At 58.7% G+C, this 20,486-nt stretch carries 18 protein-coding genes; 3 read left to right on the forward strand and 15 right to left on the reverse strand.

What is annotated here, in order from left to right; translation table 11 throughout:
• Window positions 1-68: 68 nt before the first annotated feature.
• Window positions 69-944 (forward strand): substrate-binding periplasmic protein, encoded by an 876-nt coding sequence (locus ISX84_RS20410; protein ID WP_195822260.1) that lies wholly within the window; start codon window positions 69-71, stop codon window positions 942-944.
• A gap of 128 nt (window positions 945-1,072) precedes the next feature.
• On the opposite strand, the gene ISX84_RS20415 is transcribed toward ISX84_RS20410, so the two are convergent.
• A complete protein-coding gene (locus ISX84_RS20415) occupies window positions 1,073-3,274 on the reverse strand; it encodes a GGDEF and EAL domain-containing protein (protein WP_195822261.1) in 2,202 nt (733 codons plus the stop codon).
• A gap of 359 nt (window positions 3,275-3,633) precedes the next feature.
• On the opposite strand from ISX84_RS20415, the gene ISX84_RS20420 reads away from it, so the two are divergent.
• Window positions 3,634-4,302: an HD domain-containing protein gene (locus tag ISX84_RS20420; RefSeq protein WP_195822262.1), complete on the forward strand. Its 669-nt coding sequence runs from the start codon at window positions 3,634-3,636 to the stop codon at window positions 4,300-4,302.
• A gap of 355 nt (window positions 4,303-4,657) precedes the next feature.
• On the opposite strand, the gene ISX84_RS20425 is transcribed toward ISX84_RS20420, so the two are convergent.
• From ISX84_RS20425 to ISX84_RS20460, 8 genes are all read right to left on the reverse strand, one after another.
• A complete protein-coding gene (locus tag ISX84_RS20425) occupies window positions 4,658-5,503 on the reverse strand; it encodes an isocitrate lyase/PEP mutase family protein (protein WP_195822263.1) in 846 nt (281 codons plus the stop codon).
• Window positions 5,504-6,202: 699 nt separating this feature from the next.
• Window positions 6,203-6,625: a GlcG/HbpS family heme-binding protein gene (locus tag ISX84_RS20430; protein WP_229884460.1), complete on the reverse strand. Its 423-nt coding sequence runs from the start codon at window positions 6,623-6,625 to the stop codon at window positions 6,203-6,205.
• 83 nt (window positions 6,626-6,708) lie between these two features.
• A complete protein-coding gene (locus ISX84_RS20435; RefSeq protein WP_195822264.1) occupies window positions 6,709-7,854 on the reverse strand; it encodes a substrate-binding domain-containing protein in 1,146 nt (381 codons plus the stop codon).
• Window positions 7,855-7,941: 87 nt separating this feature from the next.
• Window positions 7,942-9,054 (reverse strand): ABC transporter permease, encoded by a 1,113-nt coding sequence (locus tag ISX84_RS20440; protein WP_195822265.1) that lies wholly within the window; start codon window positions 9,052-9,054, stop codon window positions 7,942-7,944.
• Window positions 9,051-9,809 (reverse strand): ATP-binding cassette domain-containing protein, encoded by a 759-nt coding sequence (locus ISX84_RS20445; RefSeq protein WP_229884461.1) that lies wholly within the window; start codon window positions 9,807-9,809, stop codon window positions 9,051-9,053. The genes ISX84_RS20440 and ISX84_RS20445 overlap by 4 nt, the downstream gene beginning before the upstream one ends.
• A gap of 115 nt (window positions 9,810-9,924) precedes the next feature.
• A complete protein-coding gene (locus ISX84_RS20450; protein ID WP_195822266.1) occupies window positions 9,925-10,974 on the reverse strand; it encodes a substrate-binding domain-containing protein in 1,050 nt (349 codons plus the stop codon).
• Between the two features lie 27 nt (window positions 10,975-11,001).
• On the reverse strand, window positions 11,002-12,024 hold the full coding sequence (locus ISX84_RS20455; protein WP_195822267.1) for an ABC transporter permease: 1,023 nt from the start codon (window positions 12,022-12,024) through the stop codon (window positions 11,002-11,004).
• Window positions 12,011-13,537 carry a sugar ABC transporter ATP-binding protein gene (locus ISX84_RS20460; protein WP_195822268.1) on the reverse strand — a complete coding sequence of 509 codons (1,527 nt, stop codon included), beginning with the start codon at window positions 13,535-13,537 and terminating at the stop codon, window positions 12,011-12,013. The genes ISX84_RS20455 and ISX84_RS20460 overlap by 14 nt, the downstream gene beginning before the upstream one ends.
• Window positions 13,538-13,689: 152 nt before the next feature.
• Between ISX84_RS20460 and ISX84_RS20465 the strand changes: the two genes are divergently transcribed.
• Window positions 13,690-14,697, forward strand: coding sequence for a LacI family DNA-binding transcriptional regulator (locus tag ISX84_RS20465; protein WP_326838777.1), 1,008 nt, complete (start codon window positions 13,690-13,692; stop codon window positions 14,695-14,697).
• Here the strand turns inward: ISX84_RS20465 and ISX84_RS20470 are convergent.
• The 6 genes from ISX84_RS20470 to ISX84_RS20495 all read right to left on the reverse strand — a co-directional run bounded on the left by ISX84_RS20470 (window position 14,694) and on the right by ISX84_RS20495 (window position 20,380).
• A complete protein-coding gene (locus ISX84_RS20470) occupies window positions 14,694-15,701 on the reverse strand; it encodes a LacI family DNA-binding transcriptional regulator (RefSeq protein ID WP_195822270.1) in 1,008 nt (335 codons plus the stop codon). The two genes, ISX84_RS20465 and ISX84_RS20470, sit on opposite strands and share 4 nt — an antisense overlap.
• A 6-nt stretch (window positions 15,702-15,707) precedes the next feature.
• Window positions 15,708-16,040: an antibiotic biosynthesis monooxygenase gene (locus ISX84_RS20475; RefSeq protein ID WP_195822271.1), complete on the reverse strand. Its 333-nt coding sequence runs from the start codon at window positions 16,038-16,040 to the stop codon at window positions 15,708-15,710.
• On the reverse strand, window positions 16,037-16,924 hold the full coding sequence (locus ISX84_RS20480) for an NAD(P)-dependent oxidoreductase (RefSeq protein ID WP_195822272.1): 888 nt from the start codon (window positions 16,922-16,924) through the stop codon (window positions 16,037-16,039). Before ISX84_RS20480 ends, ISX84_RS20475 begins: the two co-directional genes overlap by 4 nt.
• Window positions 16,921-17,421: a gluconokinase gene (locus ISX84_RS20485; protein WP_229884462.1), complete on the reverse strand. Its 501-nt coding sequence runs from the start codon at window positions 17,419-17,421 to the stop codon at window positions 16,921-16,923. Before ISX84_RS20485 ends, ISX84_RS20480 begins: the two co-directional genes overlap by 4 nt.
• On the reverse strand, window positions 17,421-18,185 hold the full coding sequence (locus ISX84_RS20490; RefSeq protein ID WP_195822273.1) for an SDR family oxidoreductase: 765 nt from the start codon (window positions 18,183-18,185) through the stop codon (window positions 17,421-17,423). Before ISX84_RS20490 ends, ISX84_RS20485 begins: the two co-directional genes overlap by 1 nt.
• A 275-nt stretch (window positions 18,186-18,460) precedes the next feature.
• Window positions 18,461-20,380 (reverse strand): putative bifunctional diguanylate cyclase/phosphodiesterase, encoded by a 1,920-nt coding sequence (locus ISX84_RS20495; RefSeq protein ID WP_195822274.1) that lies wholly within the window; start codon window positions 20,378-20,380, stop codon window positions 18,461-18,463.
• Window positions 20,381-20,486 lie beyond the last annotated feature (106 nt).

Below are 20,486 nucleotides of genomic sequence, written 5' to 3' on the forward strand. Positions count from 1 at the left end.
CTTAAAGCTCCCGTTGTGCCTCACAAAAACAGGTGTCTGATAGCTTCGAACTGATGACATCGCCAATCATGAAGCGGTTTTTACACATCGTTGTGAATGACAACCTGTCCCAAAAGCTACTGAAAACATGTGGCAGCAACCAAATCTTAGTACCTGCGGCGTACCGAGATAGGACTGCAATGAAAAGGTGCACCGTGCTGAAAAGCTTCGCCGCCATATTGACTGCCGTTTTCACAACTGCCGCTCAGGCAAATACCACCGTGGTCCTGGCTCTCGCGGACAACTATGCGCCGCTGATGACCCCGGATGGTGGAATTGCGGGTGATATACTCGACGAAGTCAATATGCGTCTCGGCGATGAATTCGAGATTGAAATTCAATCTGTGCCGTGGTCCCGCGCTGTGACGCTCGTCGAAAGCGGTCGTGCACATGGCTTGGTTGGTACATACTATCGTCCCAATATTCGACCCTGGATCGACCCATACTCGCGCCCGCTTCTACAAGACGCAGTAAGCATTTTTTGCCGCACTGGCATTGCTGACCCGACGTGGAGCTACCCGCGGGATTACGCCGGCCTGACATTCGGCTTCCTTGTCGGGTCCTATGCGGCAGGTGACGAATTCCATGCGATGAGGGACGCTGGTGAGATCAGCGTTGATGACAGCACAACCATAACGGCGAACCTTCTCAAACTGAAAGCAGGGAGAATTGATTGCTTTGTGGAGGGACGGCTACCCATCCAGGTTGAACTCGCTCAAATCGGAGGAACAGACGCAATAGAAATGGTCGGTGATGTCAAAGTCGAGGATTTCTATGTGGGCTTTCTGGATGATTGGGCACAGGGGGCCGATGCCGCGAGTTTTATCGCAGCTTTCGATGAAACGATTGAGCAAATGCAAGCCGACGGAACGATAGACCTGATCATAGAAAACGGATTGGAATAGGAGCGTCCGCGCTCTGCTGTCCCAAAAACATCCGGTCAAAGGGTGGTTTCCACATCAATTTCGACCCGGAACTCTTTGCTCTCCCATCAAAAGACATAAGATAGCAGTGGAAAAACCTGCGGCAGCGGTCAGGCAGAACGCGGGTGTGATGCTTCGTCCCGCAGCATCTCCTCCAGTTCCGTTGCCGGCATTGGCCGGGCAAAGAGAAAGCCCTGCTGGATGGGGATGCCGAGGTCCATCAGTGTCCGGGACTGCTCTTCAAGCTCGACGCCTTCAGCGATAAGATCAATCCCAAACGAGTGGGCAATCTCGACGACAGCCTTGATGACTGTTTCGCCCCGATCACTTTCCCCGATCATCGTGACCAATTCCCGAGCGACTTTTAACCGCTTCGGAGCCAGGAAAGACAAGGTATTTATCGATGTCGCACCTGTTCCAAAATCATCGATCTCAATCGGGACGCCGAGCTCCATGAGTTCATCGAGACGCATGTTGAAAACCGTAGACTTATTCTCGAAGCCGATGGTTTCGAGAAGCTCAAAAGCCAAGACATCTTGAATCCTCTTCGGCTGTCCGTCGTAGAGACGTCTAATCTGACCGCTCAGCAAAGCCTCTTCCGAGACATTGATCGCAAATTTCTCAGGTGCGATCCCCTTTTTGAACCAACTGGATAGATCGGCAATCGCGGCATCTTGGATGATTGCATCAACGTGATCCACGATCCCAAGTTTCTTGGCCATGCCGAAGATCTCCACCGGATTGCCAAGTGAGCCGTCTTCTTTGCGCCAACGTGCCAAAACCTCGACCCCGACAATCCGCCCATCGCGCCCGTCGAACTGCGGTTGATAGAAAGGCTCGAATTCATAATTGCGAATTGCAGTCAGCAATGCAGTTTCAAGAGTATTTTCTCGTTCGGTCGCGACAAGAAAGTCGGATGGCGCGGTGTGTATTCTGTTACGTCCCAGTCGCTTCGCCTCATACAGCGCCGAATCTGCGGCGGCGATCAAATCGTCCAAATCCTTTGCGCGCACGACCGAGTTCTGCGCCACGCCGACACTGATCGTGACATGCTTTGCCACGCGTGATTTTGGGTGACCAAGCTCCAGATCCGCAACACTTTGCACGATGTCACCCGCAAGATCATCCGCGATGCTTCCCGATCGCATGAAAATGATAAATTCCTCGCCGCCATATCTTGCGAAGGTTGCCCCACGCGCTGTGGCCCTGGCTTCGAGTAGCTTTGCGACATCTCGCAGACAGATGTCACCCGCGCCGTGTCCAAAGTGGTCATTGTACTTCTTGAAGTAGTCAATATCGGCCAAGATGATGGAGACAAGCTCGAGATCAGTCTCAGGGTCTTCCCAGATTTCTTTGGCCAGCTGATCAAAGTGACGGCGATTGAATGCCCCGGTAAGGCCGTCGCGCGTTGCCAGTTTCAGCAGTTCCTGGTTCTTGACTTTCAGTTCGAAATTCTTGCGTTGGAGCGTTTGCGACAGGTTTTCGGACTTGGTTGCCAACGCCGCGTTCAAATCCGCAAACTTGTCGTTCGACGTGCGGAGAGTGGCAAACTCGCGGCTGGCTATTTCCGTGAGTTTCTGGATGTTGCGCCCGAGTGTTTCGATTTCGGTGTTTCGAAGGTATTTTGGCGGCGCCTCCAATGAGACCGCGCCATCAGTTGGCCGCCAACTGGATAGGGATGTCGCAAGGCTCACGGCATGTCTCGCCAGACCACTGAATGCAAGCATCACCAAACAGGCGCAAAGCAGGACGTTCTTGAGGAAGGCGACAACAAAGTAGGTTACAAGACGCTGCACCACGTTAGGTGAAACAATCGTGCGGTCAACGACGATTTCAATCCGGCCCAACAGCTCCGGATTGCTGTCTGAAAACCCGCTCTTCGTCGGCTCCATCAATGGTCGGGTCACCACGGTTTCGCTGGATGTCAGATAATGGCCCAAAATCGGAAAGGTCGGCTCGGCGGTGCGAGATTGAGTGTAAAAGAGATCGTCATTGTCGTAGATCGAGACGCGCGTGACCGCCCGTTGCAGAAAGAGGCCATCCACGACGCGGGCCGCAGCACCTTTGTCAAAATCCCAAACTGCATTTTCTGCGCCCGGCACCATGCTTTCAACAAGGGAGCCCGCAGAATTTTTCACGCTCTCCATCTCCTGAAAAAGGTCGAGAAAGAGTTGGAATCCGCCAGCGACAAGGCTGAGCAAGAGGGTAACCGTCACCGTCAAACGCATCATCGCCCGCGTCATTTTGCGCGATGTTTTGAAGGCTTCTATTTCTGCGGCCCATTCTTTTGGTGATGGACGCGACGCACTCATGCCATACTCCAAGATCAATCAACCACTGCGTTAGCAGATCTGCCTTAATACCGGACTAATTGTCTGACCTCGGCGCCAATGATCGCCACTATCTGAGCGGTACGTTTTGAGTGTTAGTAAGTGCTTGGCTTCTGTATGCCGGGAAGTCATGCGCCCTTCACAATACCTGCGATGACCTGTGCTAGGGAGTGCGAAGGGCCTACGGACTCCGATCAACTGACCGCATGCCGCTGAAGTCTGGGTTGCCGACCTTGGCTGGACCGGTGGACCCGGGTCGTTTACTCCACTGCAGCGCGGGTTTGAGCTCCTTCACCTGATGCAGCATTGCGACCAATGGTTTGCCTCGATACATCAAAAGTATGAATTTTGCTGAGCATTTCACCCCTTGCGACGACATTGCCATGGAACTGGCCCCATACGCACTTGGCACGGTTGATGATGGGTCACATGACGTGTCCCACCTTCTCCGGGTGTGGCGCAACGTTCAGGTCATCTCCGCACAAGAAGGTGGTGATCATAGAATTCTGGCCGCTGCAACACTGCTACATGATTGCGTTGACATACCGAAGGACTCGCCACTCAGGTCTTCGTCCTCTCGCATGGCAGCGGAAAAAGCGTTGGGAATACTCTCGGGTCTGGGATGGAAGAAAGACACAGCGGGCATGGTCGCACATGCTATTGAAGCACATAGCTTTTCAGCTGGTGTCGAGCCAAAGACCTTGGAAGCTCAGATTCTGCAAGATGCGGATCGCCTGGATGCAATCGGGTACATCGGAATTGCCCGATGTTTCTACGTTTCAGGGCGCCTTGGAAGGGCAATCTACGATCCTCACGACCCTGCAGCGTCAAACCGAGACCTTGATGATCTGACTTTCGCTATCGACCATTTTCAAACAAAACTCCTGCGGCTGTCTGCTTCGTTCCAGACTTTGACTGGAGGCACGCTTGCGGCGAAACGGCACGAAACTGTTCAGAAATTCCTGCGTGGTCTTTTGCTGGAAGTGGCCGCCGATCAAAGCAATATCTGATATACTTGAATGGCGGTTAAGTCGTGCGCCCGTTCGCGCGGCACCTCGCGTGAGGCGTTAACCCCGTGCTACTGGGCCAGGATTTGTGCGGTCAATGTCGGCCCCACATCTGCCTAGCTCTCTTTGATCAGCACCAACGTAGTTCAACTTGGGCCAGCGATGCACCCAACTTATAAGGTTGATTATGGTGAATAAGAACCGTGTTTGGATGTCACCTCAGTGACTGCGTAGTAAACTGCGCTGGAAAGTCTTCGGGCCGTTAACATCATGAAAACGAAGAGTAGATGAAGAAATTCCTGGCAGACATGCGCACGAACCCTGAGAACCTTCAGGACAGGATGACGACACCCCCCTGTCAGCGCGCGGCACGTGTCGGGGCTCTCATTTGACGCGCGGCATCGGCATCAGAGATCGCATCGGCAGCATATGAATATGTGCCACACTCCTTCAACTCCTGCGCGGCGCGGATCATCTCTCCCAGGGCCGCGCGGGCGAGTGAACCGCCAGTGCTGATGCGTCTGACACCCGCGGCGGAGAGATCATCGACGCTATAGGATGTCGCCGAAAGACCGACGACGACGTTAACCGGCACGGACACGGATTTACATATCTGGCGAACGGTCGCGAGGTCCGGAAGCCCCGGTGCGTAAACGACATCTGCGCCTGCGTCTTCAAATGCTTGCAAGCGCCGGATTGTATCCTTCAGATCAGGGCGACCATGGATGAAATTCTCTGCGCGCGCGGTGATCAGAAAACCCGTTTTGGCTTTTGCGTCCACGGCCGCCCGGACCCGCTCGACGGCCTTGTCGAACGCGTAGATCGGATCAGCCGGGTTGCCTGTCGCATCTTCGATGGACCCGCCGCACAACCCGATCTCGATCGCCTCCCGGATGGTCTGCGCGCAGGCATCAGGTGAGGCGCCAAAGCCATCTTCGAGATCCGCCGAAACCGGCAGACTGGTTGCGTCAACGATAGCGCGTGCGTTTTGGAGCACGTGATCACGGGTCAGGGCTCCACTGGAATCGCGGATACCCATCGAGAATGCCAAGCCCGCGCTTGTTGTTGCAAGAGCCTGAAAACCAAGGTTTTCAAGAACAAGGGCTGTGCCCGCATCCCAGGCGTTGGGCATCAAAAACGCCTGACTGGCACGGTGAAGTTGGTCAAACTGATCCTGTTTCCGTTGATGGCTTTCCGTCCCCATTGTCTTGCACTCCTTTCGTGGCTTGGCGCGCACTCTATGGATAGGATGGCACCACTTCATACGCCAATCCTGCCCGGTAGCGGCATTTCCCAAGGGGGATATGCGGGTTGCCTCGAGCGTACAGCGCGCAGACGGACCTGATATGACCGTCACCGCCACTTTCACGATAGGCATGCCGTGGACATTTAAAAGAGATGATTGTTACGTGGCATGAAGCATGATCTCGAATTCGACGGTCAGCCTCCAGATCGAGAGACCGGAAGATATTCTAGGGAAACGTCCTTTTGACCGAAGCCATCAGTTGGTCTGGATCGCACATGTCGGTGAGGCGCTAGGGGTCAACGAAGATGCGCGTCACAAGTCATCTTGGAGGCAGCTGACTCTAACGCCGGGTTTTGAGCCTCTTTGCTGAGTGGATAGAATGGCCCACGTCTCTCGGGCGTCGCATCTTCTGACTGCCGGACCAGCCCAGCGATACCCGCAACATTCCAACGCGATCCAACAAGGTTAGCCGACATTGGTCGGGCAATACACCCGTTTTCCGTGACGCCAAACCTTGAGTTCAAAATCATTCAGCGAGCCTTTCCGCACCACCCCGACAATCTGAGGTCGTGTCATCAGAGTCTACGTCCGGTGACCTCTCTTGGGATCTGAGAGAAAAGAGGCCGGGACAAGACGCTGCCGCCGTCTCATTCATTGCTATCCGTGTGACGTTGTCGCCCCAATGGCCGTGATCGCGGCCTCGGCGACAGCCTTATCCTGATCCGGGGACCCGGACCCGACGCCGATGCCGCCCAGTCGAATGCCGTCGCTGTAAATGGACAAGCCGCCGCCCAACCGCGTCACCTCACCTTCTGTTGCGGCAGCGATTGCGAGGCCAACGGCCTCCGGGATCGCATCGCTTGGACCGCCGATGGAGGCGGCTGTGCGCGCCTTGGCCAGCGCACTTTTCAGGCTCAGGTACTTCGCACCGTCCATCCTGATCTGACCAAGGGTCACACCGCTTGCATCCACAATGACGATGCACTGCGGCTGGCCGATCTCGTCCGCCTTGGCGATGGCTCCACGCAGCATCTCCATCACGGCGAGATGTGTCAGTTTCAGGGTCTTTTCAAAGTACATGGTTCGCCTTTGAGATAGGGCATACGGAAAAATGCCGTGTGGGATCGCAAGGGCCGATGTTGAACCGGCCCTTGCAGGATGGTTTAGCGCTCCAAGGCACCCACGCCGGAGAAGCGGAAGGCTTCCTGTTCCAGCGCGTCGATCTCGTCGGCACTCATCTGGTCATGAGCCACGGTAATGCGCCCCAGGAACACCATCGGCAACTCATCTGCACGGCCTTCCAGGTCGGCCTTGATCGCTTCGGCCGTTGCGGCACCTACGTCGTCACCCATCCGCATGGGGGTGGCATCAAGCTCGCCGCGCCGGATCGCGTCCAGCTCCAGACCTGTGCCGCCCCACCCGGTTGAGAAAATCTCTTTCTCCTTGCCTTGGGACACCTGCGCCTCGACGCTGCCCATTGCCATGGCGGTGTTCGCATTGTGGATGATGGCCGCCTCCGGATAGGCTTGCAGGATCAGGGACGTGCCTTCGAACCCGCCTTCGCGCTGGTACTCACCATAGTGTTCATAGGCCGTCGTCCAGTTGCCTTTTTCCTCGACACAGGCTTTGAAATCACCGGAACGCTGGTTGTCAGTGATGCCGGGAATGCCGCGGTTCATCGCCATGGTCACATCATTGCCCAGACGGCCCAGCATGTAGTCACACATGGTCAACGCACCGGCTGCCGAGGAGAAATCGAACCAGGCATCGGGCTGGTTGGTCAAGTCTTTCAGCGGCGTGTGGAACGCCCAGACGTAAGTGGCGAAACCGTCATTACCGGACAGCTTGTCGATGTTGTCCGCCTGAATTTCCAGTTCGGAGGGGCCAAAGATCACGTAATCATAAAGATCCGCGTCCTGTTCCACCTGGCTGGCATATGTCGCCTGCAGCGAATGTTCGATCTGACGGCTGGCGAATTCGGTCGTTTCAAACGGGATGCCCAGCTCTTCCAGACGCTTGGTCAGTGCCAGGTAGTTGCGCGCCCAGAAGTCGGATGTGTCGGCGGACGGGTAAATCAGCGCGATTTGCACCGGCTTGTCGAGAGTGCCGGAGAACTGCACGGCCTCGGAGCCGACAACCTCTTGCAGCTTTTCCAAAGCGCCCTCGGCGTTCACCTCACCGGGGACCCAGTAGTTGCGATCCGCGATGCCGTCCAACTCTTTCAGCGGCAGTGTGGCGTGGCCGTCCGCCAAAGCGGATGTCGCGAATACGACACTGGCGACCAGAGCAGTGGTTGAAAATAGTTTCATGGTAGTTCCTCCCAAGTATTGAATGCGAAATTTTTCGGCTTGGCCGGGGCGCAAAACCCCGACCTGTCCTTTCGCGTCTTACGCCACTTACCCGCTTGCACCGGGTGTCGTGGCAAACAATGCACCAACCGCAAGAAGCGCGATCAGGACACCGATCAGGGCCGCGCTGAAGCGCAGCATTTTCTGTCCTTCCGGGGTCATCAGACCGGCAAGCAGGCCGCCTGCCCCGTCCCGGTCTTTCTTTTGCATCCAGGTGTAGAGGGCGACCGAGCTGACAATCACCACGCCGGAAGCCACGGACTGCCAGAAGAATTCGATGCGCAGGGTCACCAGCGCGTTGATCATCATGCTCAGCAGCAGCACACCGGCGAAAGACCCCAGCATCGACGCGCGGCCCCCAAAGAGGGACGTGCCGCCCACAACCACCGCCGCGATGACGTGCAGGTTGAAATAGGGCGCCGATGTTGCCTGAATGGCGTTCAGCTTGCCGGTCAGCATCACACCCGCAAGGGCCGCCGCCGCACCACAAAGCACATAGGCAAAGACCTTGTGCCGTTTGACCGCAATCCCCGTCAGCTCCGCCGCCTCCGGATTGGAACCGATGGCAATGGTGTAGCGCCCGAAGTAGCTGCGGGTCAGCAGAACGTAGCCGCCGATCATCGTGGCCACACCGATCAGCACTGGGATGGGCACGAAGCCGGGGATCTGTCCGCGCCCGATATCCGTCAGGAAATCAGGGAAACGGGCCAGCACAAGACCCTTGGCCAGAACCAGCGCAAAGCCGCGGTAGACAAGGTCCATGGCCAGTGTCCCGATCAGGTCAGGCACGTTCAGCCGCGTGATGATCAGCCCGTTGATCAGCCCCATCAAGGCCCCCAGCATGATCGCAATGGGCACCGCGACATAGACGGAAAACCCGTATTGCTTGATCAAAAAGGCCATCATGATGCCCGACAGGGCGGCGATGGAACCAATGGAAAGGTCAATGCCACGTTGCGTGATGACAAAGGTCATGGCCATCGCCATGGGCATATAGAGTGCCGCATCCAGCAGGATCAGGTTGATGTTTGTCGCGCGGAAATACCGGGCCGGTTCGACCGCGCCCATGAACAGCAGGATCGCCAGAATCATCACCATCGGACCGATGATCGCGATATAGGGCTCAAGCCGTTCAGTCAGTGGTTTTGCTGCGGTTGTCATGCTGCTTCCTCCGCGCCGACGATGAGGCCGAGGACCTCCTGATTATTGCTTTGTGCGGTCTCGACAACGCCCGCACATTGGCCACGCCGCTGCACATGAATGCGGTCGGAGACCTCGAAGACATCATCCAGCGAATGGCTGATCAGGATGACGGCCAGTCCCTGCGCCTTCAGCGTCTGAATAAGCTTGAGCGTGCGTGCCGTTTCCTGCGGACCAAGAGCGGCGGTGGGTTCATCCATCACCAGCACCCGCAACCCTTCGCTGTAAACGGCGCGGGCGATGGCCACGGCCTGCCGCTGTCCGCCGGACAGGCTCTCGGTCGGGGCATCGAGCGACTTGAGCTTCACGCCCAGCCGATCCATCAACACGCGTTCGGTCTCGGAGCGCATCTTTTTGTTGTCGAGCATATTGAGGCCGAGGACGTTCTTGGTCAGCTCATTGCCCAGAAACATATTGGCTGCCGGATCGAGATGATCGGCCAGCGCCAGCGTCTGATAAACAGCATCAATGCCCACCTCGATGGCTTCGGCGTGGCTTGCGAATTCAATCTTTTTCCCGTCGAGGTAAATTTCCCCTTCGGTCGGTTGGTAGACGCCCGTCAGGATCTTGATCAGCGTGGATTTGCCCGCGCCGTTGTCACCGACAATTGCGAGCACCTCTCCGGGGTAAGCCGTCAGGTCGACACCTGACAACGCGGTCACACCGCCAAAGCGTTTGGTGATCCCTCGCATGTCTATGAGAGGTTGGTCTGTCATCGTTGCGTCTCCGGTCTGGGTTGGCGGGCGCCGCAAGGGGGCGACGGTCGCGATAGGGGATTGAACTTGGCCGGCCCCCGCTCCGTGTCGGAACGAGGACCGCGCCTGGGAGAACTTACTGATTCCAGATCTTGGAATAGGCATCCCGGTACGGAATGTCGGGGTCGAACTGGTTGCTGTCGCCCAGTTTCGCCAGACCTTCCTGTGTCACCAGCGCAGGCGAGGTGATGTAGCCCGAGCAGGCCTCGCCCTGCACCGCGCGGTTCAGCTCGTCCACCAGCTGCCACCCCTGCAGGTTCAGCGGCTCTGCCACGGTGATCGCCTGATAGCCGTTGGACCGGATACGCTGGAAGGCCGCCTCGGACCCATCCCCGGCAGAGCCTGCCTGCGGGCCCTTGTCGGGCGAGAACCCGGCCGCGGCCAGAGACGGGCCCATGAAGTCAAAGTAGAGATCGTTGATCGCCAGCGCATGTGTCCAGCTGTCGCCGTATTTCTGCAGCAGGCTCGTGGTCAGCGGCCCCATACGCGTAGAGGTATCGGCAATCGGCGTGTCCACATATTCCAGCACCTTGCCGCCCGCGGCTTCGACCGTCTCTTTCAGACGGTCCGCCTTGTCGATGGCGATCTGATAGGTGCTGTCGGTGAAGATCACCACGCCGATGTCTTTGCCGCCATCCTCAATCGCCCATTTTGCGGCCACTTCCGATACGGTCATCGCGTCCGTGGAGACATTCGCAAAGATGCCGCCCGGGGCATCGCAACCGATCACGGGGCCGGAGTGCCAGGCCACCATCGGGATGTTCGCTGAGACCACGCCCTCGAGAGCGGCCTGCTGTTCCACCGCGTCAAAGCCGTTGATGATGATGCCGTCGGGCTGCAAGGCCAGCGCCTGACCAATCGCGCCCGTGCGCCCCTGAATGGAACCTGCGCCGTCCAGCACGCGCACCTCCCAACCGATCTTGGCGGCAGCCTCTTCGACGCCTTCGGTCACGCCAAGGATGCCGCCGTTTTTCAGATCGCCCGCCACCACGACGATGGATTTACCCTCCGCCGCTGTCGGGCCGGTTGTCGGGCCGTCCCAGGCGCCTGCAGCAAAGGCTGGCGCGCTCAGCGCTGTCAGGATGGTCGTGGCCAATGCGGCCTTAATGAATGTTCTCTTTTGCATGTTTTCCTCCCAATGCATGATTTCAATTCAGCGCTTTTCTGCGCCTTTGCGACGTTGCGCGTATCCCGCGATGCCGATGGCAACGAGCAGGGTCACGCCGTTAAAGAGCGGCTCGACCCAGAAGGATCCGCCAAACTGCTGAATACCCGAGATGCCAACGGCGAGGATCACCACGCCGACAATTGTCCCCCAGACGTTCACCCGCCCCGGTTTGATCGTGGTGGATCCCAGGAAGGCCCCGACCAGCGCGGGCAGCAGGAATTCCAGACCGACAGAGGCCTGACCGATCCGCAGCTTCGAGGCCAGCAGCACACCGGCCAGCGCCGTCATTGTGCCCGACGCGACAAAGGCGCCGATCACATATTTACGGGTTGGAATGCCGTTCAGCTGCGCGGCTTTCTGGTTTGCCCCGATGGCATAGAGGTAGCGGCCGATGGGCGTGTATTCGAGCACCACCCACATCACCACGGTGATCACCACGAGGTAGTAGGCGGTGATCGGCAGCCCGAAGACAAAGGTGGTGTTGAGCGCGTAAAAACCATCCGGCAGCAGCCCCACCATCTGACGCCCGCCGGTGTGCCACAGCGCCAGCGCATAGAGAACCGTGCCCGTGCCGAGCGTCGCGATGAAGCTGTCGATCTTGGCGACCTCCACCAGCAGACCGTTCAGGAACCCCGCCGTTGCGCCCAGCACCAGCACCACCGCCACGGCGATGGGCCAGGGCAGCCCGAGCATGGTCTGCAGGCTGATCGCCAGAATGTGCCACAGGACAATCCCGTAACCGACCGTCAGGTCAATCCGCCCGGCGGCCATCGGGATCATCGCACCAAGGGACAGCAAGGCGATGATCGCCTTATCCGAGATGATGGCGCGCAGGTTCAGCATCGTCGGGAAGGTGTTCGGCAGCAGCACGGAAAACAGCCCGATCAGGAATATCGTCAGGATCACCAGACCGTAGACCGGCAGAAATCGGGTGATGCGTTTGCCCATGGGCAGGCCTTTCAGATCGGCCTTGGTGGGTTCCAGTGCGCTGGATTCAAGCGATTGCATCGACTGCGTCCTCTGTTTTCGAGATGTTTCCGGCGGAGGCGGATTGGATCAGGTTTTCCGTGGTCAGCCGGGTGCCACTCAACTCTTCGACGATGGCACCCTGACTGAAGACAATGGCGCGGTGGCAGACGGTCGCGATCTCTTCGAAATCGGTCGAGACGACGAGGATGCCAACACCATCGGCCAAAGCGCGGTTCAAAAGCGCGTAGATTTCGGATTTGGCGCCGACATCGACACCTGCCGTCGGGTCTTCACACATCAGCAATTTGCGTTTGGTGGCCAGCCACCTGCCGATCACCACCTTTTGCTGGTTACCGCCCGAGAGCGCCTCGATCGCCAGGGTCGGATCATTGGGCGACAGGCCCAGTTCAGCGCCGATGATCGCCGCCTGATCCGCCTCGGTCTTGGGCGACAGCATATTCAGCAGTTTGCGCCCGATCCCCTCGGGGTTGAGAAAAGTGTTCTCCCGGATCGTCAGGCTCATGGCAACGGATTCCTCAGTCCGGTCCTTTGCCACCAGCCCGACACCGGAGTGCAACGCCTTTTGCGGGCTGGAGACATCCGGGGTCTCGCCGTTCAGCGTGACCTGCCCCGAAAAATCCTCCAGACCAAAAAGCGCGCGGGAAATCGCCTCGTGCCCTGCCCCGCGCAAGCCGACAAACCCGACAACCTCGTTGCGGCGCAATTCGAAATCCAGCGGGCCGACACCGGCGACACGGAAGTCTTTCAACGTCAGGATAGGCGCGCCCGGCGCCTCCGCACCCTTCACCGTTTCGCGCGTCTTGCGCCCGACGATCTTCTGCACCAGCTCTTCCGGGGTCGTATGCGCGATGCTGCGCAGACCCACCATCGCCCCGTCGCGCAGCACGGCCACACGGTCGGCAATCTGGAAAATCTCGTCGAGACGGTGGCTGACATAGATCATGCCGACCCCACGGTCCCGCAAAGGACGCAGGGCGCGGAAAAGCCGCTCAACCTCATCCGCTGGCAAAGACGCCGTGGGCTCATCCAGCACCAGAAATTCGCTGTCCACCGCCAGCGCCCGGGCAATCGCCACCAGTGACTTTTCCGTCCGGGTCAGGTCCTCGACCCGCGTGGTCGGATCGAAATCGCAATCCACCTTCTTGAGCGCCTCGACCGCGAAACGCTCCACATCGTCCCATTTGATCAGGCCGTTCTTGCGCGAGAAACCGAGCGCAAGCGAGATATTCTCCGCCACGGTCATCCATTCGATCAGGCCAAGATCCTGGTGAATGAAGGCAACCTTCTGGCGCTCTCCGAAACCGGCTGTCTTGTGCTGGTAAGCAGTGCCATCGATCATCACGCGTCCGGCGTCCGGCGTGTGGATGCCGCCGAGGACTTTGATCAGGGTCGACTTGCCCGCGCCGTTTTCGCCCAGCAGGGCAACGATCTCGCCACGCGCAACGGAAAGCGACACATCCTTGAGCGCATAGGTCCCGCCAAAATGCTTGTCGATACTATCGAAAAACAAACCTGACTGCAGGTTTTGCATTTGGCTCCTCCCAAGCTCGGACCTCAACTCCCCCGTTGAGTTACCCGTAACATTTCGTTAGCATCCATGAGGAATGCAGCCTCTGTCAACCTTTAAGTTACCCGTAACATAAACGCGTCCGAATGGATAAAAAGAACAACAAAAACAATAAGGTGAGCCTCAGTCAGGTGGCTGAGGCCGCAGGCGTGTCCAAGATGACGGCGAGTCGCGTGTTGCGGGGCGAGGGGGGGTATTCGGAAAAGACGCGCGTCAAAGTGATGGCGCAGGTCGACCAGCTTGGATACCTGCCGAATCGCCTGGCGACCGTCTTTGCCGGTGACAAGAACTCGACCTTCATCGGGGTCTCCATTCCGGACCTCGGGAACGAGGTATTTTCCCAGGTGCTGGAAGGCATCGACCGCAAGCTCGGCACCTTCGGGCATCAATCCGTTCTGGGGCTTACACAGCACACGCTGCAGGAGGAGGAGGACTGGATCAAGACCGTCCTCTCCTGGCAGCCCGCGGGCCTGATCCTGACCGGGCGGTACCACTCGGCGCGCGCCGCCGACATGCTGCGCAATGCCGGTATTCCCATCGTCGAAATCTGGGATCTGAACTCCAGCCCGCTCGATATGAGCGTCGGCATCAACCACTTTGACAGCGGCTTTGACATGGGGCGGTATCTGGTGGGATGCGGGTATCGGAAGATCGGATATGTGGGCACATCGCACGATACGGCGAATGCGGCCACGACCCGGCTGGACGGTTTCTGCAAGGCCGTGGAAGGCGGGGGTGGAGAGGTCACCCGGCAGCTCTGCCTGCACGATACCGCAACCTACTATCCGGGCTACTACGGGACAGAGCAGCTACTCGCCTCCGCCAAGGATATCGAATGCATCTTTTACCAGAACGACTCCATGGCGTTTGGGGGTCTGCAATACTGCAGTGCCAAGGGGTTGGAGGTGCCCAGAGATATCGGAATTGCCGGCTGGGGAGACCTGCCCGTCGCCTCCGTCCTGTCAAAGCGGCTTACCTCGATGCATGTGTCGCACCTGAAACTGGGTCAGGCCGCTGCAGAAATGATGATGGCGCGCCTGTCCGATGAACCGGTGCCATCCTGTCGCGATATCGGTTTTCGCCTGATCCCCGGCTCCACGGTGCGGACCGCGCACAAAAGCTAGCTGGTCTCGCCCGGCACCAGCTGGGAGCCGACGTCGATGATCCGCGTCTCAAGCGGCTGCTCCGCGTCCACGACATCATGCAGCAATGAGACCACCTGCTCCCCGATCTTCCGGGCGTGCACGTTGACGGTCGTGATCCTAGGATGCGCAACCTCCGCCACTTCAAACCGGCCAAAGCCGGTGATCGCCAGATCGCCGGGCACATCTATTCCCTGCCTCTGGCACGCGCTCAGACAGCCGAAAGCCACCGGATCAGACACACAGACCAGCGCGTCATACTTGCGCAGATCCGCACCGATCTCGGCGACCGCGCGGGCGCCATGGCGCATGGACACCGGTGCAGGGCCCGCGTCAATCATCGATACCTCGGGCAGGCCCAAAGCGGCGGCCGTATCCACGACCCCTTGTCGGCGTGCCGCCCCGCGCATGTCCGCGCCGCTGGAAGCCCCGACGAAAGCCAGCTTGCGCCGCCCGGTGTCTGCCAGATGCCGCACGACATGCGCCATGGCTTCGGCATTCGAGAACCCGACGACATGCCCCAAGGGCTCCGACGGCAGATCCCACATCTCGATCACCGGCAAGCCCCGCGCCAGGACCAGATCGCGCGTGGTCTGCGTGTGGTAACCGCCGGTCAGAACCAGTGCCTCGGGATTGCGGGTGAGAAGCTGACGCACCAGCTCCTCCTCCTTGCCCGCGCGATAGTTCGTACTGGCCAGCAGAAGCTGACTACCCGACCCGCTCAACCCATCCGACAACGCGCGAAAGGTCTCTGCGAAATTCGCATTGTTGATCGACGGCAGGGTTACCGCAACAAACCCGCTGCGCTGGGTGCGAAACGCCTGCGCGGTCGTGTCGTAGATGTAGCCCAGATCATTCGCCGTCTGGCGGATCAGCGCCCGCGTTTCGGCATTGACCGTCCGATCATCGCGCAGCGCACGCGACACTGTCATCGGCGACATGCCGACCTTGCGCGCCACGTCCCGCATGGTGATGCGCGCATTCATTGGCCGTCAGGCCCGGTATTCATGGCGTTCGGTGACATGGTGATGAATACGCCCGTCAAAGAATTCCTCTACGATCTGACCCGTGACGTCTTTAGACTGAAATCGCGCGGGGCTGTCCAGCGCCGCCGTCATCGCCGCGGCGTCAGGGTAGCTGATGGCGAGGATCAGCGGAAACTCGGGCGCGCCCTCGTCCCGGTAATCACTGAACATCACCCGCACATCACTGTTCCCCGGGAATTGGGTCCACAAGGGGACAAGACGCTCTTTGACGGCGGCGCGGAACGCCTCCGTCTTGCCGGGTTTCACCGCTCCTTCAAACAACGCAAATCGCGTAATCATGCCTCTGGCTCCTCTTTTGCCCCTTTGAAAAACTCCATCACGGCGGCCTGGTCTTCGCCACCCCACCCGGCCGCAGTCAACATGCGATGGATCTCGGCGCAAAGCGCCGTCATCGGCATCGACGTCCCGGTCTGCCGCGCCAGATCATTCACCGCGTTCAGGTCCTTGACCATATTATCGATCCGGCCCGTGCGCCGGTAATCCTTGGTGGCAAAGCGCGGCAGGTATTCCTGCAAGAGCGCGCTGTCCGCGCGTCCGCCCTTCAGCGCTTGCGGTATTTTCTCCGCGTCGACACCGGCATCCAGCGCCAGTTGCGTGGCCTCGGCCACCGCGAGAAAGCCAAGACCGCAGAGCACCTGATTGATCAGCTTGGTTGTCTGCCCCGCCCCGGACGGTCCCATATGGGTGTAGTTCGAGGCGACATGTTTCAACGCCTGATGCGCCCGTTCAACATCGCTCGCCTCCCCCCCGGCCATCAGCGTCAGCTCGCCGATCAGCGCCTTGGGCGCACCGCCCGACAGCGGGCTATCGACCCAGGCCAGACCACGCTCGGCTGCCATCTTGGCAAAATTCCGCGTGGCATCCGGTTCAATCGATGACATGTCGATGATCACCGTGCCCTCCTGGGCACCCTCGACGATCCCGTCCTTGCCAAACGCCGCCAGCCCCACGATGCGCGAGGCGTTCAGACTGGTGATCACAAAATCCACATCCCGTGACGCCTCTGCCGCAGAGGCCGCGGCAACCGCCCCCTTCGCCACCAGCGCCGCAACCTTTTCGGTGTCGAGGTCAAAGACGTTCAGGCGATTGCCCGTCTCCAACAGCCGGGTGCCAATGGCCCCGCCCATGGCCCCTGCCCCGATGAGGGCAATCTTTTCGCTCATATCATGGTTCCTCTGACATAACTTTCCGACTGTGCGACTACATCCCGATAGGGGCGCGCGATGTCGATTTCCCTGCCCCACTCCCCTGCTTCCAGGTGCTCCAACGTGGCAAACTGACTGTCGAGCAGGCTGGTCGGCATAAAATGGTCCGCGCGGGATGACACGCGCCTGGCCAGCACCTCTGGTGACGCGTCCAGATGCAGGAAATGCACGGGCTCAGGCACCTCCGCCCGGATCATGTCGCGGTACTTCTTTTTCAGCGCGGAACAGCCAATCACCACCCGCCCGTCGTGATCGGCCAACCGGCGCCCGACCTCGGCAAGCCAAGGTGCCCGGTCCGCGTCATCCAACGGTTTCCCGTGCGACATCTTGCGGATGTTCGCACTCGGGTGCAGATCATCTCCATCGATGAAGTCCATCTGACACAGCGCTGACAGCGCCATCCCGATGGAAGACTTGCCGCACCCCGAAACACCCATGAGCACATAGCACCGCATCAAAGGGACGCCGTGATGCCGCCGTCGACATAAAGCGTATGCCCGTTGACGAAACTCGAGGCGGGTGCCGAGAGGAAAATGCACGCGCCCACGAGCTCTTCCACCTTGCCCCAGCGCCCTGCGGGTGTGCGGTTTTCCAGCCACGCGGAAAACGCAGGATCCGCCACCAGGGCCGCATTCAATGGCGTGTCAAAATATCCCGGCGCAATCGCATTGCACTGCAGCCCGTGTTTGGCCCAATCGGTCGCCATCCCTTTGGTCAGGTTCCCCACCGCGCCTTTTGTGGCCGTGTAAGGTGCGATGCCCGGACGGGCCAGGGCGGTTTGAACCGAGGCGATGTTGATGATCTTGCCTTTGCCCCGCCCGATCATATGGCGCGCGACCGCTTGGCCTACATGAAAGACACTTGCGATATTGGTCTGCAGCAGCTTTTCAAAAGCATCCGCCGGGAAGTTTTCCAGCTCCGCGCGGTGCTGCATGCCGGCATTGTTCACCAACACGTCAAGCGCCCCAATGTCTGCCTCAAACCCATCGATGGCGGCGCGTACGGCGGTATGGTCGGTGGCATCAAAGGCAAGCGTATGGACCGTGGCGCCCTCGCCGCGCAGTATTTCCGCAGCCTTATCCAACTTCGCAGTGTCGCGACCGTTCAGCACAATCTCGGCACCAGCCTCCGCCAGTCCGCGGGCCAGCGCAAAGCCGATCCCTTGAGACGAGCCGGTAATCACCGCTCTGCTGCCGTTCAGTGAAAACAAATCGGTCATGAATTCTCCCCCTGCGGCAGATATGACGTATGCCAGACGCTTGTTACCGATAACATGTTACCGATAACAAGTTCTGTCAACGATTTTATTGTATGGCGTTCAACTGACGCCAAAGTCCCAGACTCTGCGCGGCGCTTCGAGGGGACCGCAGGTTCAGGAATTGGCTGGAAAGAGCCTGAAGCAAGACCGGTCGCGCAGTTACCTTCGAGCTTCCTATCGGTACGGGCACGCGTCACCGCGCGGGAGACACCGTCAATGCAACCAGCCCATTGCGTTCAGGCGGCGGATGTTTCTCCAGGGCGCTCGGCATTTATCGTCTCCAATGCCTGCGCCGCGGGCATTGGTTTGCCAATCAGGAAGCCCTGATATTGATCGCATGCAAACTCATCCAGCATTTCGGTCTGAGCTTCGTTTTCAACCCCTTCCACCGTGACCTGCATGCCCATTTTATGGCCAAGGGTGACGATGGTTTCGATGATTTCGCGATATCGCAGGTTGTCGAACTCGAATCCTTCCAGAAACACCCGGTCGATCTTCAGCTTGTCGAAGTCGTATTTCCACAGATACCCCAAACTTGAATACCCGGTCCCGAAATCATCCATCGCGATGGAAATACCCATGCGCTTCAGCCCGACCAGTTGCGCGGACACCCGCTCCTCATCGGCCATCAGAAGGTTTTCGGTGACCTCAAGCTCAAGACGGCCGGCCGGGAATGCCAGCTCGGTCAGAAGCGCCTCTATCTCTGAGACCAGATCACCCTTCTGGAACTGCGCTGGCGACAGGTTGACCGACAGAAAGATATCATCCGGCCAGGTTTTTGCCGTTTCAATCGCCTGCCTCAGCGTGCGCATCCCCAGAGCCTGGATCATCCCGGTTTCCTCAGCAATCGGGATGAACTCCGTTGGAGAGATCGGCGCCCCATCGGCGCCATTCAGACGCAACAGGGCCTCAAACCCGATGATTGATCCATCACTTGGTTTTGACAGCGGTTGGAAGTGAACTTCAAACTCATTCCTGTCGAACGCCTGCCGCATCCGCGCTTCGACCTCACACCGGCGCAGCAGGGCCGTATCCAGGGCCTTGAAGTAAACCTGCATTTTGTTTCGCCCAGTCGATTTGGCATGGTAAAGCGCCAAGTCAGCGGCATGCAACGCTTCCGGCCCGCTTTCATCCGGATCTGCAAGATGAGCACCAATGCTCAGGCTCCCCTGAATGGTCTTGCCCTTGTATTCAAAGGGTTGGTTGGCCGCGTGCATCATCTTCTGACCCACCCGTTCCAGCAGATCGAGACAGGCATCGGGAAAGCAGACAACAAACTCATCGCCCCCCATACGCCCTACCAGGTCGGTTTCCCGCACACTGGCGATCAGGATGGAGGCGATGTGTTTGAGATAGGCATCTCCAAACTCATGCCCGTGGGTGTCGTTGACGGTCTTGAATTTATCAATATCCAGAAAGAACACACCGATCTGTGTGTCTTGCCCACGATCCGCAAAGCGTTTCTTGGCTTCCGTGCTCATGGTGTGACGGTTCAGGGCCCCGGTCAGCGCGTCATACCGCGACAGCTGGCGGACGTCTTCGCCGCGGGCAAAAGCCTGCTCGCGCTTCATCACGAAGGCAACCGACGGCACAACATAGATCACCGCACAAACGACCGGCAGCAACAACCCGATCCAGTCCAGGAAGCTGTGGTAGAAAGTAGCGATCTCGGATTTGTCCAGATAGACCTGAACGGCGCCGATAACCCTGCCGTCCTGCCCTTTTGCGGGTACAAAGGCATCGACGAAAACGGATTGGTCGCCGGCGGGGCTCATGCGTTGCAGCACCTGCACATTCGACGTGCCGGACGTCACCACCTCCTGTGCTGTTTGGTTGACCGGGCGGTCCGCGCCCGGATCAGGGGCACCGTAATCCGAGGAGTAGACCATCCGGCCCTTCGTGTCATAGACGATGAACGCGTAGACCTTGCCGTACTTAATAGCCGCATCGATCACGGCCTTCTGATCCTCGGTCAGCATCCCGGAGCTCAGCGCCCCGTCGGACGCCAGCAGATTCGCGTTAAGCTCCCTGGCCCATGTCATGGCGTCCATGTCCGCGTGGCTTTTGATCGCCTGATTGATCGCCCTGTCGATCAGCAGATGAACCCCGAAAACAATGGCGCAGACAAACCCGACCAATGCGGCCAACGAAAACATGGACTTTCTCAGAAATGAACCTGGTCCAGCTTCTACGGACGGAGTTTCAGCAGCCATATCAAAGCTCTCGAATGCGTGATCACATCCATTTCTGGCGCAGGTCGGT

The organism is Roseobacter sp. MH60115 (assembly GCF_015644665.1).
Taxonomy (GTDB): Bacteria; Pseudomonadota; Alphaproteobacteria; order Rhodobacterales; family Rhodobacteraceae; genus Roseobacter.